Source organism: Aeromicrobium choanae (genome assembly GCF_900167475.1).
GTDB classification, from domain to species: Bacteria; Actinomycetota; Actinomycetes; order Propionibacteriales; family Nocardioidaceae; genus Aeromicrobium; species Aeromicrobium choanae.
Window position 1 is genome coordinate 654852 of record NZ_LT796768.1, and the last position, 14158, is coordinate 669009.

The window sequence follows — 14158 nt, forward strand, 5'->3', positions numbered from 1 at the left end:
TCGCCGGAGTCGATTGACGTGCAACGGTTTCCAAAAGTGGCGGGAGCGCGCGGCCACGGGACCCGGACGGCCGCGTAGGGTCGTGCCGTGACCAACAGCGCCCCCGGCGGCCAGACCTACCTCCTGGTCGACGGCGAGAACATCGACGCGACCCTCGGCATGTCGATCCTGGGGCGGCGGCCGCAGCCGCAGGAGCGACCGCGCTGGGACCGCCTGCTGCGCTTTGCCGAGGACATCTGGGAGCAGCCCGTCCACGGCCTGTTCTTCCTGGCCGTCGACACCGAGCTGCCGATGCCGTTCGTGCAGGCACTGACCTCGATCGGCTACCGGCCGGTGCCACTGTCGGGCACGCCCGACCAGAAGGTCGTCGACCTGGCCATCCAGCGCACGCTGGAGGAGATCGCCCGCCGCGACGCCGACGTCATGCTGGCCAGCAACGACGGCGACTTCGTCCCGCAGGTGGAGGCGCTGGTCAGCGGCTCGCGCCGCGTGGCGGTGCTCGGGTTCGAGGAGTTCCGCAACTCCCGCTTCGCCGCCCTCGTCCCCCGGGGCCTCGAGTGCTTCGACCTCGAGCACGACGTGGACGCCTTCACGGTGCCGCTGCCGCGCATCAAGATCATCCCGATCGACGAGTTCGACCCGCTCGACTTCCTCTGAGCGTGCGCCGCCGGTCAGGCGGCCGAGGCCTCGTCCCGGCGGGGACCCCGGCGCAGCTCCTCCCAGCCCGGCCGGCTGAGCGGATCGACCTCGACCGGCCACCACGCGTACGACCGGCCGTCGCCGGCCGAGGCCTGGAAGTCGTCCCCGGCGACCAGCTGCTCGGCGTGACCCTGCGCGTCCGTGGCGACGACCCACCGCGCGCGGCCCGGCAGCGTCAGCACCGCCTCGTGCAGGTCGAGCCGCACCCACGGCACCGGCCGCCCGGTGCTCGCCTCGGCCAGCTCCACGCGCCGGCTCGCGCCGAGCGGCTGCGACACGGCACACACCACCAGGGCGGTCCCTTCGTCATCCAGGGCGATCAGGTCGCCGGCGCGCAGCTGCGACACCGGGCGTCGGATCGGCTCGGTCATGACGGTCACCTCCGGACGGGTGCTCGTGAATGGGACTTCAGTCATTCATGTACAACCAAACGCGACGGACCATCTCAGGATGTGGTCGATCGGGTGATAGCCAACCCCACTCACCGGGCAGCCCACGGGGTGGTCAGCGGCGCAGGACCTTGCGGGCCAGCGTGTTGCCGAAGAACTGCCCCACCTGGACGAAGGCCACGATGATCAGGACGACCGTCCAGGTCACCACGGTGTCGAACTGGCGGTAGCCGTACTGCTGCGCGAACGCGCCCAGTCCGCCGGCGCCGATCGCGCCCGCGATGGCGCTCATGTCGACGATGGCCACGAAGGCGAACGTGTAGCCCAGGATCAGCGGCCCGAGGGCCTCGGGGACGACGACGGTCGTCAGGATCCGCAGCCGGCTCGCGCCCATCGACCGTGCCGCCTCGATCACGCCGGGCTCCACGGTGACGAGGTTCTGCTCGACGATGCGCGCGATGCCGAACATCGCCGCCAGCGTCATCGCGAAGATGATCGCCTTGTTGCCGATGCCGATCCCCACCACGACGCGCGCCAGCGGCTGGACCGCCGCGATGAAGATGACGAACGGGATCGGGCGGAAGAAGTTCACCACGACGTTCAGCACCGTGAACGCGACACGGTTCGCGAACAGCCCGCCCGACCGGGTGGCGTAGAGCGCGAGCCCCACAGCCAGGCCGAGGACGCCGCCGATCGCGACCGTGATCGCGACCATGTAGACGGTCTCCCACGTGGCCTCGCCGATGAGCGGCCAGAGCTCGGGAAGGTTGGTGTCCTGCGCGATCATGCGAGCACCTCCACGCCGTCGAGGCGGCCCACCTGGGCGACCACGGCGTCGACGTCCTCACCGTGCACCGACAGCGTCACGTGCCCGAAGACGGACGAGCCGACGCGGTTCACGCCGCCCTGGACGACCTCGACCGAGACGCCACGCGCGGCCAGTGCCGCGAAGACCTCCGCCTGGCTGGTGTGGCCCTCGACGTCCACCACGAGCAGCCGGCCGCCGAAGCGCTCGCGGAGCGCCTCGAGCTCGGCGCCCTGTGGCACCTCGTCGACGAGCGTCGCGACGAAGCGGCGCGTCACCTGCTCGCGCGGGCGCGCGAAGACCTCCGCGACGTCGCCGGACTCCACGACGCGCCCGTGCTCCATGACGCTGACCCGGTGGGCCAGCGTGCGGACCACGTCCATCTCGTGGGTGATGACGATGATCGTGATGCCCAGGTCCTCGTTCACCTTGCGCAGCAGCGACAGCACCTCACGCGTGGTGTCGGGGTCGAGAGCGCTGGTCGACTCGTCGGCCAGCAGGATCGACGGGTTCGTCGCCAGCGCCCGGGCGATGCCGACGCGCTGCTTCTGCCCGCCCGAGAGCTGCTCGGGGTAGGCGTGCGCCTTGTCGGCGAGACCGACGAAGTGCAGCAGCTCGGAGATCCGCCGCTGCCGCTCCGCCTGGTCGACCCCGGCGAGCTTCAGCGGGAACTCCAGATTCCCCCACACGGTGCGCGACCGCATGAGGTTGAACTGCTGGAAGATCATCCCGATGCCCTGCCGCACCCGGCGGATGTCGCGCTCGCCCAGCTGGTCGAGCCGCGTCCCGTCCACCGTGACGCTGCCGGAGGTCGGCTGCTCCAGCGCGTTGACGAGTCGCACCAGGGTGGACTTGCCCGCACCGGAGTAGCCGACGATCGCGTGGATCTCCCCGGCCTCGACGTCGAGGTCGACGCCCCGGATCGCCTCGATCGGGGCGCCGCCCTTCTTCGTCGGCGCGAACGTCTTGTGGACGTCGCGCAGCTCGACCAGTGCCATGTCAGCCCTGCGCGCGGGTGTCCGCCTCGACGTCGGCCAGCGACGCCTGGAGGTCGGCGGCCGGCGTCTTCAGCAGCTGCGCGGTACCGCCCGAGACCTCCTGGACCCCGTCGAGGACGGGCTGGCTGTTCTGGTAGATCTCGATCAGCTTCTTGTACGTCTCGTTGTCCTTGTCCTCGGCGCGGACGGCGAAGACGTTGATGTACGGGACGGCGTTCGGGTCGGACGGGTCGTCCTGCGCGATGGCGTCGGAGAACTTCAGACCGGCCTTCTCGACGAAGTCGTTGTTGACGATCGCGGCGGCCACGTCGGGCAGCGAGGTGGGCGTCAGGTCGGCCTTGAGGGCCTTGACCTTCACCTTGGAGGCGTCCTTGTCGACGTCGGCGAGCGTGGAGAAGATCGAGCCGCCGTCCTTGAGCTTGATCAGACCGGCCGACTGCAGGATCAGCAGGCCACGGGCCTGGTTGCTGTCGTCGTCGGGCACGACGACGGTGTCGCCGGCCTTGATCTCCTCGACCGAGTCGACCTTCTGCGAGTACAGGCCCAGCGGGTAGATCGCGGTGGCGCCGACCGGGACGAGATCCTGGTCGTTGGCGACGTTGTAGTCCGCGAGGTAGACGATGTGCTGGAACTGGTTGATGTCGATCTCGCCCTCGGTCAGCGCCGGGTTGGGCTGGGCGTAGTCGGCGAAGTCGACGACCTCGAGGTCGATGCCCTCCTTCTCGGCCTCCTCGGTGAGCGTCTTCCAGTAGGGGTCGCTCGCGCCCACGGTGCCCAGCTTGACCTTGGTCAGGTCGCCGCCGGCGCTGTCGCCGCCCCGGGTGAGGGCGAAGGCGATCAGGGCCCCGATGACGGCGATCACGACGACCGCCAGCGCGATCGCGGGTCCGCGGCGCTTGGGGGCCTCGATGAGGGGGGAGTTCTGGTCGGACACGGTGGTTCCTTTCGATGGTGCGACGGCCCCGGTCCTTGTGGGGGGAGCCACGAAGACCGTAGGCAGGTCCCCCACACCCCTGCGACCACGTCTCACCCATCAAGAACGGACGTCCGCACGGTCGCCGAAGTGATAGCGCCTACTGTGGGTTCGTGTTCCGGATCCTGTTCTTCGAGCCGCGGATCGCGGGCAACACCGGCAACGCGATCCGGCTGGCCGCCGCCACCGGGAGCCACCTGCACCTCGTGGATCCGCTCTTCGACTTCGAGGACAGCAAGCTGCGCCGCGCCGGTCTGGACTACCACGACCTCGCCGTCGTCACGGTGCACGAGACGCTGGAGCAGGCCTACGAGGCCCTGCTGCCGGCCCGGGTGTTCGCGTTCACGACAGCCGCCACCACGGGGTACGCCGACGTCGCCTACGAGCCCGGCGACGTGCTGCTGTTCGGGCCCGAGCCGACCGGCCTGCCCGAGGACGTCCTCGCCGACGACCGCGTGACCGACCGGCTGCGGCTGCCGATGCTGCCGTCGCGCCGGTCGATGAACCTGGCCAACTGCGCCTCGATCGCGGTCTACGAGGCGTGGCGGCAGCACGGGTTCGCCGGCGGCGTGTGACGAAGGTCTCGGACCGGCACGCATCGGCCGCTGATACGGTGCGGTTGCCAGTCGCGCTCCTCGTGAGCCAGGGAACCCGGTGCGAACCCGGGACTGACGCGCAGCGGTAAGGGTGACGGGCGGGGCAACACGCCACTGGACTTCGTGTCCGGGAAGGTGCCTCGTCCGGATGATCCCGAGTCCGAAGACCTGCTGGCCGTGGGGTTCCACCCCGCGTCACATCCGCCATCAGGCTCCGCGACAAGAGCCAGGACAGAAACGAGGGGTCCATGTCCCCATTCCGTCGCACCACCCTGCCCACCCGCGTGCTGGCCACGCTCCTGCTGTCGTCGGTGGCCCTGGCCGCCTGCGCCGGAGCCCCCGAGAGCGACGCCTCGGCTGCTGCCGCGAGCGACCACTACCCCGTCACGGTCGAGAACTGTGGCGTCCAGATCACCTACGACGCGGCACCGTCGCGCGCCGTCAGCATCTTCCAGGGCGCCACCGAGGTGATGCTGTCGCTCGGGCTGCAGGACCACATGATCGGCACGACGGGCCTCGACGACGCCGTCGCCGACCGGTGGAAGGAGCCGTACGACGCGATCGACGTCCTCGGCGACGGCGCCCTGTCACGCGAGGAGCTGCTCAAGCACGAGTCCGACTTCGCCTACGCCTCCTACATCAGCGCGTTCGACGCCGACAAGGCCGGTGATCGCGATGAGCTCAAGGATCTCGGCGTCGCCAGCTACGTCTCGGAGTCCAGCTGCATCGAGCGCAAGGACCAGACACCCGCCTCCTTCGACAAGATCTGGAAGGAGGTCGGCGACATCGCGACGATCTTCGACGCCGAGAAGGCGGCGCGCAGCTACATCGCCGACGAGAAGAAGCGGATCGCCGACATCTCGGCCGAGCAGGCCGGCGAGGGCCTGACGGTCTTCTGGTACGACTCCGAGACCAAGTCCCCCTACACCGGTGCGGGCACCGGAGCGCCTCAGCTCATCATCGAGACGGTCGGGGCCACGAATGCGTTCGCCGACGTCAAGGGCACGTGGGACTACGTGCCGTGGGAGGACGTCGTCGACGCCGATCCCGACGTGATCGTGCTGGCCGATGCCGAGTGGTCCACCGCGAAGGAGAAGATCGACTTCCTCAGGAAGGACCCGGCGCTGAGTCGCCTCACGGCGGTGCGCTCGGGCGCCTTCGTCACGCTGCCCTTCTCCGAGACGACGCCCGGCGTGCGCGTGGTCGACGGCGCGCAGCACATGTCCGAGCAGCTCGAAGCGCTCGATCTTGACCGCTGAGGCCGTCGTCGCGGACGCCCCGGCCCTGCGCCGGGTCGGGGCGCCGACGTTCCTCGGCGTCGCGCTGGTCGCCCTGGTCGCGACGATGCTGACGGCGCTGGCCGTCGGGGCGATCCATGTCCCCCTCGGGGACGTCATCGCGGTGATCGGCCGGCGACTCGGGCTCATCGAGGGCTCGCAGGTGAGCCTGCGGGACGACCAGATCGTCTGGCAGCTGCGCCTGCCGCGCGTGCTCGGTGCCGCCGCGACCGGTGCGGGCCTGGCCATGAGCGGAGTGGTGCTGCAGTCGCTGACCCGCAACGCCCTGGCCGATCCCTACCTGCTGGGCGTCTCCTCCGGTGCGACCGTCGGGGCGGTCCTCGTGATCGTCCTCGGGTTCGCGGTCGCCGGCCTCGGAGGCACGGCGATGCTCACGGTCGCCGCCTTCGCCGGGGCCATCGCGGCCCTGCTGGCCGTGCTGGCGCTCGCCACCGACCCCACCGGAGGTCTGCCGCCGGCTCGGACGATCCTGGCCGGCGTCGCGGTGGCCCAGGTGTGTGCCGCCTTCACGGCGTTCGTCGTGATCGTGAGCGATCAGCCCAATGCCGCTCATCGCGTCCTGGCCTGGACCCTGGGCTCCTTCGGCGGCGTGCGGTGGAGCACCGCGGTCTTCCTCGTGATCGTGACGACCGTGGTCGCGGTCGCCCTGATGTTCATGGCGTCCGACCTCGACGCGTTCGCGTTCGGCGAGCACGCGGCGGACTCGCTGGGCGTCAACGTCGTCCTCGTCCGCTGGATCCTGCTGATCCTGACGTCACTGCTCGTCGCGGCGCTCGTCGCCAACGTCGGCGCCATCGGCTTCATCGGGCTGGTCGTGCCGCACATCGCCCGTCTCGCGATCGGCCCGCTGCACCTGCGCCTGCTGCCCGCCACGGCGGTGATCGGCGCCATCCTCGCGGTCGGCGCCGACCTGATCGCACGCACGATCGTCGAGGGCACCGAAGTACCGGTCGGAGCCGTCACGGCACTGGTCGGGGCTCCGGTCTTCGCGATCCTGCTGAGGAGGCAGCGATGAGGCTCCGAGGTCACGGACTCGCGTGGTCGGCCGGCGGACGTCGCATCGTCGACGGCGTCGACATCGAGTGTGCGCCCGGCACGTTCACCGGCCTGCTCGGTCCCAACGGCTCGGGCAAGACCTCCCTGCTCCGCCTGCTGACCGGCACCCAGGTCCCCGACGAGGGAACGGTGACCCTCGACGGTCGCGGCATGCACGAGCTGCGTCGTCGCGAGCGAGCCCGTCACCTGGCCGTGGTCGAGCAGCACGCCGACACCGGCCTGGACCTGACCGTCCGGCAGGTCGTGGAGCTGGGGCGCATCCCGCACCGCGGACGCTGGCCATCGGCGCGTCCCGGCACCGACGCCGCCCTGACCCGGGCGATGCGGGTCGGCGAGGTCGAGGCCTTGGCCGATCGACGGTGGTCGACGCTCTCGGGTGGAGAGCGTCAGCGTGTCCAGCTGGCGCGGGCGCTCGCCCAGGAGCCGTCCGTGCTCGTGCTGGACGAGCCGACGAATCATCTCGACCTGGGCCACCAGATCGGCTTCATGGAGCTCGTGCGTGGACTCGGCATCACCGCCGTCGCGGCGTTGCACGACCTCGATCTCGCGGCGGCATTCTGCGACCAGGTCGTCGTGATGGAGCGTGGTCGCGTCGTCGCCGGAGGTGATCCGCACACCGTCCTCACGCCTGCGCTGCTGGCATCGGTCTACGGGGTGCGGGCCGCGGTGGACCGGCACGCCGTGGCCGACCGCCTTCGCGTCACGTGGATCGGGACCCAGGCATGAACGACGCGAACGCCATGCCCACGGAGGCCCTAATGCTCGTCGCGATGGGCGTCGACGCCCACGGCCACGCCGCACAGCTCGACGAGCTCGGCGCCGCCATCGGCGCGACCGTCGCCTACCTGCAGCAGGGGGCTCCGGCACTGGTCGACGAGCTCGACCGCCTCGCCGACGGGGGCGTCTCGCGCATCCGTCTGGTGCGCGCACCCGTGGGTGCCACGACGCCGGCACGGTCGTGGCTGCGCCGGGTCGCAGCACACTGGGTGCGCGAGCGGCCGGGAACCGAGGTGCTCGTCGCGGGACGAGCCGTCACCGGCCGTGAGGCGCCCCTGCAGTCGCCTGCGTGGGAGAGCGTGCCCGCGCATCGCCACCACGTCCTCGTGTGCCGCGGACCTCGCTGCACCGCCCGAGGCGCGGCGCAGACGGCATCGGCCCTGGCCGACACGCTCGCCGAGCGAGGACTGGGTGACGACGAGGTCCTGGTGACCCAGACCGGCTGCCTGTTCCCGTGCAACCACGCACCCGTGGTCGTCGTCCATCCCGATGACACCTGGTACGGGCAGGTCGACCACGAGCGCGCCCGGCAGCTCGTGGATGACCATCTCCTGGCCGGCACCGTGCTGCCGGGAGTCCTGCCGCGCGAGGTGGCTCGATAGCCTTGGGCACATGAGCGACTCCCCCCGATCCGCCCACGCCTGGGGCCTGGCCACCGTCACGCCCGACGGCACCGTCCTGGACGTCTGGTACCCGCAGCCCCTGCTCGGCTCCGCCCCGGAGACCACCACCGAGCCGTCCGCCCTGGTGGCCGCCGCTCGCGAGGACGCGATCCGCGGGGTCGAGACCCGCGTGGTGCACACCGAGATCGCCGACCTGGACGCCGCGCCCACCGACGCGTACGACGTCTACCTGCGCCTGCACCTGCTGTCGCACCGCCTCGTGCAGCCGCACGGGCAGAACCTCGACGGCGTCTTCGGACTGCTCAGCAACGTCGTCTGGACCACCATCGGCCCGTGCCCGGTGGAGGCCTTCGAGGACGTGCGCGCCCATGCCCGCGCCGCCGGGCTCACCGTCGCGGTCACCAGCGTGGACAAGTTCCCGCGCATGACCGACTACGTCGTGCCCACCGGCGTGCGCATCGGTGACGCGGACCGCGTGCGCCTCGGGGCGCACCTGGCCGAGGGCACCACCGTCATGCACGAGGGCTTCGTCAACTTCAACGCCGGCACGCTCGGGCACGCGATGGTCGAGGGCCGCATCTCGGCCGGCGTCGTCGTGGGCCACGGGTCCGACGTCGGCGGCGGCGCCTCGATCATGGGCACCCTGTCCGGCGGCGGCAAGGAGGTCGTCAGCGTCGGCGAGAACTGCCTCATCGGCGCCAACGCGGGCATCGGCATCTCGCTGGGCAACGACTGCGTCGTCGCCGCGGGCACCTATGTCACCGCCGGCTCCAAGGTCACGCTGCCCGACGGCACCGTGGTGAAGGCGGCCGAGCTGTCGGGCTCGGACGGCATCCTCTTCCTGACCAACAGCCAGACCGGCGCCATCGAGGCGCGTCCCCGCGGGGGCCGCACCGGCGTCGAGCTGAACGCCGACCTGCACGCCAACTGATGCGCTGGATCGTCGCCACCGTCGTCGCGACGGTGGCGCTCGTGCTCGTCGTCTTCAAGGTCTTCGAGAGCGGCTCCGACGCGCGCGGCTTCTGTGTCGCCACGGTCGGCGACCGCACGGTCGAGGTCGACCTCGAGCAGGCGAAGTGGGCGGCCCTCATGGCGGCCAAGGCCCAGCAACGCGGCCTGCCGCCGCGGGCCACCACGATCGCCATCGCGACGGCCTACCAGGAGTCGAAGATCCGCAACATCGACTACGGCGACCGCGACTCGGTGGGCCTGTTCCAGCAGCGGCCCTCGCAGGGCTGGGGCACCGTCGAGCAGATCCTCGACCCGCAATACTCGATCACGAAGTTCTACGACGCGCTGGAGAAGCTCGACGACTACGAGTCGATGGAGATCACCGACGCGGCCCAGGCCGTGCAGCGCTCGGGCTTCCCCGAGGCGTACGCCGACCACGAGGCCGATGCGCGCGTGCTCGCCTCCTCGCTGCGCGGCTTCTCCCCCGCCGCGTTCGCCTGCTCGACCGATCTGACGACCGAGTCGAGCACGTCCGCGGACCTCGAGGACTACCTCAATGCTGCGTTCGGCCGCGTGCGCGTGGACTCGGACCCCTCGTCGGGGCAGAGCGCGATCGCGCTCACGGGCGAGGACGTGGACTCGCGCGGCTGGGCGCTGGCGCAGTTCCTCGTCGCGAACTCGACCGAGTTCCGCATCAGCGAGGTCACCTTCGACGACATGCGCTGGGAGGCCGGCCAGAGCGAGCCCGGCTGGGAGCCCACGGAGGACGCCAGCCGCACCGAGGTGCGCTTCGTCCGTCGCTGACCCCGGCGCCGCGCGGGTGCCCCCTCGCCCCCTGGCCGCACTTTTGGAAACGGATGCACCTTCTGCCTGAGCAAGAAGGTGCATCCGTTTCCAAAAGTGGCCGGGGACGCCGCGGGAGTCGGGTCAGCCGACGTCGCGACGCAGCGTGATGAAGCGTCCGAGCAGGACGAACACCACGACGTATCCCAGCAGCACGGCGGCGCCTGCGCCCCGCGACAGCAGGTCGGCGGACGCGTCGGACGCGAAGAAGCTCGAGCCCATGACGGCGTCGGCCGCCGCGCCGGGCAGGAACTTGGCCACCTCGGAGGTGGCGTCCCACGCGCCGAGAGCCACTCGGGCGATCGGCTCGATGAACTGCGTGAACGCCAGGATCACGATGATCGCGGCGACCTGGTTGGTCAGCACGCTGCCGACCGCGGTGCCCAGGATGGCCCAGATCGTCATGACGACCACGGACATGCCGAGCAGTACGAGCACGTCGCTCGAGCCGAGGTACGCCCCGTCGCCGCGCCACGCCAGGACGGGCGCCGCACCGAGCACCGTGGAGAGCGTGCCGATGACGCCGTAGACCACGCCGACGACGAGGCCGGCGACCAGCTTCGCCGCCATCAGCACCGAGCGGTTCGGCTGGGCCAGCAGGGACGCCGTGATCGTCTTGTGCCGGAACTCGCCCGTGAACAGCAGGCTGCCGATGATGAGCGGGAAGACGTAGCCGATCGGGCTGGTCAGGGAGTAGATCTGCTTCGCCAGCTCCTCCCCCTCCGCCAGGGCAGCGCCACCGGTCATGTCCTCGCCCATGTCCACCGTGAACGAGAACGCCATCACGACGCCGATGAACACGAGGTACGCCACCAGCACGAGCGCCAGCAGCCACCAGAGACGCGTACTGAAGAGCTTCCTCACCTCTGCCTTGATCGCCGTGCTCATGCCGTCACCTCCCTTGAAAAGGCACAGTACGTCGGCGCCGGCATGAGATCTCCTTGGTTCACTCGCTGTCGCTCGCTCATGCCGCGACACCCCCTCGCGACGCCGGGGCGTCGGGACTGGAGGTCAGGCGCAGGAAGACGTCCTCGAGGCCGACGCCCACGTCGGCCAGCTGGTGCACCTCGATGCCCGCGCCGAAGGCGGCGGCGCCGACCTCGGCCGCGGGGACGTCGATGATGTCCACGCCGCCGGCCACGGGCTCACGGCGCCAGCTCCGCTCGGCGGCGAGCGCCTCGATGCGGTCGGGCGCGGGCCCGGCCAGGCGCACGCGGGACTCCACGAGGGCGTGCAGGCCCTGGAGCGGCGAGGCGTGCACGAGGCGCCCGCCGGCGATGATGACGACGTCGTCGACAGTGTGCTGCACCTCGCTGAGCACGTGGCTCGACACCAGCACGGTGCGGCCCTCGGCGGCGAAGGCGCGCAGCAGGTGACGCAGCCAGACGATGCCCTGCGGGTCGAGACCGTTGGCCGGCTCGTCGAGGAGGATCACCTCGGGATCGCCGAGCAGCGCGTAGGCCAGGCCGAGGCGCTGGCGCATGCCCATCGAGTAGCCGCCGACGCGGCGCTTGGCCGCGTCGGTCATGCCGACCAGCTCCAGCAGCTCGTGGCAGCGCGCGTCGGTGGCACCGACCTGGGGCGCGTAGACGCGCAGGTGGTCCAGGCCCGTGCGGCCGGGGTGGAAGCTCGAGGCCTCCAGCGCGGCGCCGACCGTGGATCCGGGCTGGTGGATCTCCTCGTAGCGCTTCCCGCCGATGAGGGCGTGGCCGCCGGTGGGCTTCACGAGCCCCAGCAGCATGCGCAGGGTGGTGGTCTTGCCGGCACCGTTGGGGCCGAGGAATCCGGTCACCGCGCCGGGGCGGACGGTGAAGCTCAGGTCATCGACGGCCTTGACGGAACCGAACTGCTTGGTCAGGTGATCGACGACGATGTCGGTCTCGGTTCGCATGTCTCGACCCTAACGTCAGGTTCAGTTTGGTCCGAGAGCGGTGCAAGCCCGTGTCGCGAGTGGCGCAGAAAAGCCCGCCACCGCGTGAGTGACGGGCGATTCTGCGCCGCTCGCCGTGCCGGGGGGACGACGCAGGGCGGCGGCGACGGCTCAGCCGCTACCGCTGCTCTTGCGCGCCTGGCGAGACAGCGAGTCGATGGTGACGGCCAGCAGCAGCACGGCACCCGTGACCATGTAGCGCACGTAGGCGTCGACGCCGACGAGGTTCAGGCCGCTGGTGATCGACTGCAGCACGAGCATCCCGAACAGCGCCGAGTACACCGAGCCGCGACCGCCGAAGAGGCTGGTGCCGCCGATCACCGCGGCGGCGATCGCCATCAGGTTGGTGTCCGTGCCGCCGCTGGTCTGGCTCACGGCCTGCAGGCGTCCGGCCGCCAGCACGCCACCGAAGGCGGCGAACATCGAGCACAGCGCGAAGACCGAGATGTACACGCGGTCCACACCGATGCCGGCGCGACGCGAGGCCTCCTCGTTGCCGCCGACGGAGAACACGTGCCGGCCCCACGTGGTGCGGCGCAGCAGGAAGTCCATCCCGATGATGACGCCCACCCACAGCAGCGGCATCGCGCCGATGCCACGGTCGATGTTGAGGTACCAGGCGACGCCGGCGACGGCCGCCGTGATCAGCACGGCCTTCACCACCACCGACTGCAGGCCCGGGGTCGAGAGGTTCGCCGCGGACCGGCGGCGGATCGTCCGCACCCGCGCGAGCAGGTACGCCAGGCCCACGACGCCCGCCAGGACGTACGAGAGCCACGGCGGCAGGAACGTGAAGTTGGCGAAATCGATCAGCGCCGAGTCGCCGGGCAGGTTCACCGTGCCGTTCGAGCCGAGCACCTGGAGCTGGGCTCCCAGGAAGGCCAGCAGTCCCGCCAGGGTGATGACGAAGCTCGGCACGCCGAAGCGGGTGTAGAGCACTCCGTAGAAGACACCGATCAGCAGGCCCGCGCACAGCGCAGCCAGGATCGAGCCGAGCAGCGGCCAGCCCTGGTAGACCAGCAGCACCGCGAGGATCGATCCCGAGAGACCCGACACCGATCCGACCGACAGGTCGATCTCGCCGAGCAGCAGCACCAGCACGATGCCCACCGAGATCATGCCGATCGTGGCGGAGTCCAGGCTCAGCTCGACCAGGTTGCGCGACGACAGGAACCGCGGGTTCATCGCGTAGAAGACGATCCAGATGACGACCAGTCCGACGATCACGGGGATCATCCCGAGGTCGCCCGATCGCAGGCGCCGGCTCAGGTTGCCGAGCAGGGCCTTCGGCGACGTGTCCTGGACGAGGCGCTCGTCGGCGCGGTCCGCAAAACTCATGACTGCTCCTCGGGGAGGTCGACCTGCGGGATCGGGGACACGTCGGCTCCCTCGGCACGCGCGCGGCGGGCGGCCACGACGTTGTCCGAGGCGCCGGTGATCGCCGCGACCAGCTGGTCGGTGGTGACCTCGTCGATGGTGAACTCGGCCGCGTTGCGGCCCAGTCGCAGGACGTAGATCCGGTCGGCCACGGCCTGCACGTCGGCCATGTTGTGCGAGATCACCACGACGCCGAGCCCCGACTCGCGCAGCCGCTCGATGAGGTTGAGCACCTCGGCGGTCTGGGCGACGCCGAGGGCGGCGGTCGGCTCGTCGAGCATGACGATCTTCGGCTCGCCCACCAGGCTGCGGGCGATGGCCACGGTCTGGCGCTGACCGCCGGACAGGGCGGCGATGGGGATGCGCACCGACGGGATCTTGGCGGAGAGCTGGCGCAGCAGCTCCCAGCTGCGCGACTCCATCGTCTCCTCGTCGAGGACGCCGGCGGAGGTCGCCTCCTGGCCGAGGAACAGGTTGGCCACGACGTCGAGGTTGTCGGCCAGGGCCAGGTCCTGGAAGACCGTGGCGATGCCGAGGGCCTGGGCCGACTTCGGACCGTGGATCTGGACCTCGCGGCCCTCCACCTCGATCGCGCCGGAGTCGGCGGAGTAGACGCCGGAGATGATCTTGACGAGCGTGGACTTGCCGGCGCCGTTGTCTCCGACGAGCGCCACCACCTCGCCGGGTCGCACGTCGAAGTCGACATCGGTGAGCGCCTGGACGGCACCGAACCGCTTGCCGACGCCGCGCAGGGAAAGCACGGGTGTGGTCATGGGAATTCCTGGGGTCGGACGAGTGAGGAAGAGGAAGCACGGTGGGGCCGGCCGGGCCGGCCCCACCGTG

The 14158-nt window shown here is 70.6% G+C and carries 16 protein-coding genes and 1 riboswitch; of the genes, 8 read left to right on the plus strand and 8 right to left on the minus strand.

All coding sequences use genetic code 11. The annotated features are described in order from the left end of the window. The first annotated feature begins 87 nt into the window (after nucleotides 1–87). Entirely contained in the window at nucleotides 88–657 is a 570-nt protein-coding gene (locus tag B5D60_RS03140; protein WP_153302857.1) for an NYN domain-containing protein, read from the plus strand. Nucleotides 658–671: 14 nt separating this feature from the next. Here B5D60_RS03140 and B5D60_RS03145 read toward each other — a convergent pair whose 3' ends face one another. The 4 genes from B5D60_RS03145 to B5D60_RS03160 form a co-directional block, all read right to left on the minus strand. Further along, nucleotides 672–1070 carry a hypothetical protein gene (locus tag B5D60_RS03145; RefSeq protein ID WP_153302858.1) on the minus strand — a complete coding sequence of 133 codons (399 nt, stop codon included), beginning with the start codon at nucleotides 1068–1070 and terminating at the stop codon, nucleotides 672–674. Nucleotides 1071–1203: 133 nt separating this feature from the next. Beyond that, complete coding sequence (locus B5D60_RS03150; protein WP_078698808.1) at nucleotides 1204–1875, minus strand: methionine ABC transporter permease; 672 nt, start codon at nucleotides 1873–1875, stop codon at nucleotides 1204–1206. Beyond that, nucleotides 1872–2891, minus strand: coding sequence for a methionine ABC transporter ATP-binding protein (locus tag B5D60_RS03155; protein ID WP_078698809.1), 1020 nt, complete (start codon nucleotides 2889–2891; stop codon nucleotides 1872–1874). Before B5D60_RS03155 ends, B5D60_RS03150 begins: the two co-directional genes overlap by 4 nt. A 1-nt stretch (nucleotide 2892) precedes the next feature. Further along, nucleotides 2893–3825, minus strand: coding sequence for a MetQ/NlpA family ABC transporter substrate-binding protein (locus tag B5D60_RS03160; RefSeq protein ID WP_078698810.1), 933 nt, complete (start codon nucleotides 3823–3825; stop codon nucleotides 2893–2895). A 152-nt stretch (nucleotides 3826–3977) separates the two neighbouring features. Here B5D60_RS03160 and B5D60_RS03165 point away from each other — a divergent pair, with 152 nt between their 5' ends. The 7 genes from B5D60_RS03165 to B5D60_RS03195 all read left to right on the plus strand — a co-directional run bounded on the left by B5D60_RS03165 (nucleotide 3978) and on the right by B5D60_RS03195 (nucleotide 9969). Continuing rightward, a complete protein-coding gene (locus B5D60_RS03165) occupies nucleotides 3978–4439 on the plus strand; it encodes a tRNA (cytidine(34)-2'-O)-methyltransferase (RefSeq protein WP_078698811.1) in 462 nt (153 codons plus the stop codon). A 31-nt stretch (nucleotides 4440–4470) separates the two neighbouring features. Then, nucleotides 4471–4650, plus strand: a riboswitch (cobalamin riboswitch). Nucleotides 4651–4708: 58 nt separating this feature from the next. Next, a complete protein-coding gene (locus B5D60_RS03170) occupies nucleotides 4709–5719 on the plus strand; it encodes an ABC transporter substrate-binding protein (protein ID WP_078698812.1) in 1011 nt (336 codons plus the stop codon). Nucleotides 5720–5804: 85 nt separating this feature from the next. Continuing rightward, on the plus strand, nucleotides 5805–6773 hold the full coding sequence (locus B5D60_RS03175) for a FecCD family ABC transporter permease (RefSeq protein ID WP_078701254.1): 969 nt from the start codon (nucleotides 5805–5807) through the stop codon (nucleotides 6771–6773). After that, nucleotides 6770–7540 (plus strand): ABC transporter ATP-binding protein, encoded by a 771-nt coding sequence (locus tag B5D60_RS03180; protein ID WP_078698813.1) that lies wholly within the window; start codon nucleotides 6770–6772, stop codon nucleotides 7538–7540. Before B5D60_RS03175 ends, B5D60_RS03180 begins: the two co-directional genes overlap by 4 nt. Next, the gene (locus B5D60_RS03185; RefSeq protein WP_231948957.1) at nucleotides 7537–8193 is read left to right on the plus strand and encodes a (2Fe-2S) ferredoxin domain-containing protein; all 657 of its coding nucleotides are present in this window, start codon (nucleotides 7537–7539) and stop codon (nucleotides 8191–8193) included. The genes B5D60_RS03180 and B5D60_RS03185 overlap by 4 nt, the downstream gene beginning before the upstream one ends. 10 nt (nucleotides 8194–8203) lie before the next feature. Then, nucleotides 8204–9145 (plus strand): 2,3,4,5-tetrahydropyridine-2,6-dicarboxylate N-succinyltransferase, encoded by a 942-nt coding sequence (gene dapD, locus B5D60_RS03190; RefSeq protein ID WP_078698815.1) that lies wholly within the window; start codon nucleotides 8204–8206, stop codon nucleotides 9143–9145. Next, nucleotides 9145–9969, plus strand: a complete 825-nt coding sequence (locus B5D60_RS03195) for a hypothetical protein (RefSeq protein WP_078698816.1) — start codon at nucleotides 9145–9147, stop codon at nucleotides 9967–9969. The genes dapD and B5D60_RS03195 overlap by 1 nt, the downstream gene beginning before the upstream one ends. Nucleotides 9970–10092: 123 nt before the next feature. On the opposite strand, the gene B5D60_RS03200 is transcribed toward B5D60_RS03195, so the two are convergent. The 4 genes from B5D60_RS03200 to B5D60_RS03215 form a co-directional block, all read right to left on the minus strand. Then, nucleotides 10093–10896 (minus strand): ABC transporter permease subunit, encoded by an 804-nt coding sequence (locus tag B5D60_RS03200; protein WP_078698817.1) that lies wholly within the window; start codon nucleotides 10894–10896, stop codon nucleotides 10093–10095. Nucleotides 10897–10972: 76 nt separating this feature from the next. After that, nucleotides 10973–11899: an ATP-binding cassette domain-containing protein gene (locus B5D60_RS03205; RefSeq protein ID WP_078698818.1), complete on the minus strand. Its 927-nt coding sequence runs from the start codon at nucleotides 11897–11899 to the stop codon at nucleotides 10973–10975. 150 nt (nucleotides 11900–12049) lie between these two features. Then, on the minus strand, nucleotides 12050–13276 hold the full coding sequence (locus tag B5D60_RS03210; RefSeq protein WP_078698819.1) for a sugar ABC transporter permease: 1227 nt from the start codon (nucleotides 13274–13276) through the stop codon (nucleotides 12050–12052). Continuing rightward, nucleotides 13273–14088, minus strand: a complete 816-nt coding sequence (locus tag B5D60_RS03215) for an ATP-binding cassette domain-containing protein (protein WP_078698820.1) — start codon at nucleotides 14086–14088, stop codon at nucleotides 13273–13275. Before B5D60_RS03215 ends, B5D60_RS03210 begins: the two co-directional genes overlap by 4 nt. Nucleotides 14089–14158 lie beyond the last annotated feature (70 nt).

Excerpts from the sequence above, each read along its gene's own strand:
- B5D60_RS03145 (WP_153302858.1), bottom strand. The coding sequence starts at position 1,070 with ATGACCGAGCCGATCCGACGCCCGGTGTCGCAGCTGCGCGCCGGCGAC.
- B5D60_RS03150 (WP_078698808.1), bottom strand. The coding sequence starts at position 1,875 with ATGATCGCGCAGGACACCAACCTTCCCGAGCTCTGGCCGCTCATCGGC.
- B5D60_RS03155 (WP_078698809.1), bottom strand. The coding sequence starts at position 2,891 with ATGGCACTGGTCGAGCTGCGCGACGTCCACAAGACGTTCGCGCCGACG.
- B5D60_RS03170 (WP_078698812.1), top strand. The coding sequence starts at position 4,709 with ATGTCCCCATTCCGTCGCACCACCCTGCCCACCCGCGTGCTGGCCACG.
- B5D60_RS03175 (WP_078701254.1), top strand. The coding sequence starts at position 5,805 with ATGCTGACGGCGCTGGCCGTCGGGGCGATCCATGTCCCCCTCGGGGAC.
- B5D60_RS03180 (WP_078698813.1), top strand. The coding sequence starts at position 6,770 with ATGAGGCTCCGAGGTCACGGACTCGCGTGGTCGGCCGGCGGACGTCGC.
- B5D60_RS03185 (WP_231948957.1), top strand. The coding sequence starts at position 7,537 with ATGAACGACGCGAACGCCATGCCCACGGAGGCCCTAATGCTCGTCGCG.
- dapD (WP_078698815.1), top strand. The coding sequence starts at position 8,204 with ATGAGCGACTCCCCCCGATCCGCCCACGCCTGGGGCCTGGCCACCGTC.
- B5D60_RS03195 (WP_078698816.1), top strand. The coding sequence starts at position 9,145 with ATGCGCTGGATCGTCGCCACCGTCGTCGCGACGGTGGCGCTCGTGCTC.
- B5D60_RS03200 (WP_078698817.1), bottom strand. The coding sequence starts at position 10,896 with ATGAGCACGGCGATCAAGGCAGAGGTGAGGAAGCTCTTCAGTACGCGT.
- B5D60_RS03205 (WP_078698818.1), bottom strand. The coding sequence starts at position 11,899 with ATGCGAACCGAGACCGACATCGTCGTCGATCACCTGACCAAGCAGTTC.
- B5D60_RS03210 (WP_078698819.1), bottom strand. The coding sequence starts at position 13,276 with ATGAGTTTTGCGGACCGCGCCGACGAGCGCCTCGTCCAGGACACGTCG.
- B5D60_RS03215 (WP_078698820.1), bottom strand. The coding sequence starts at position 14,088 with ATGACCACACCCGTGCTTTCCCTGCGCGGCGTCGGCAAGCGGTTCGGT.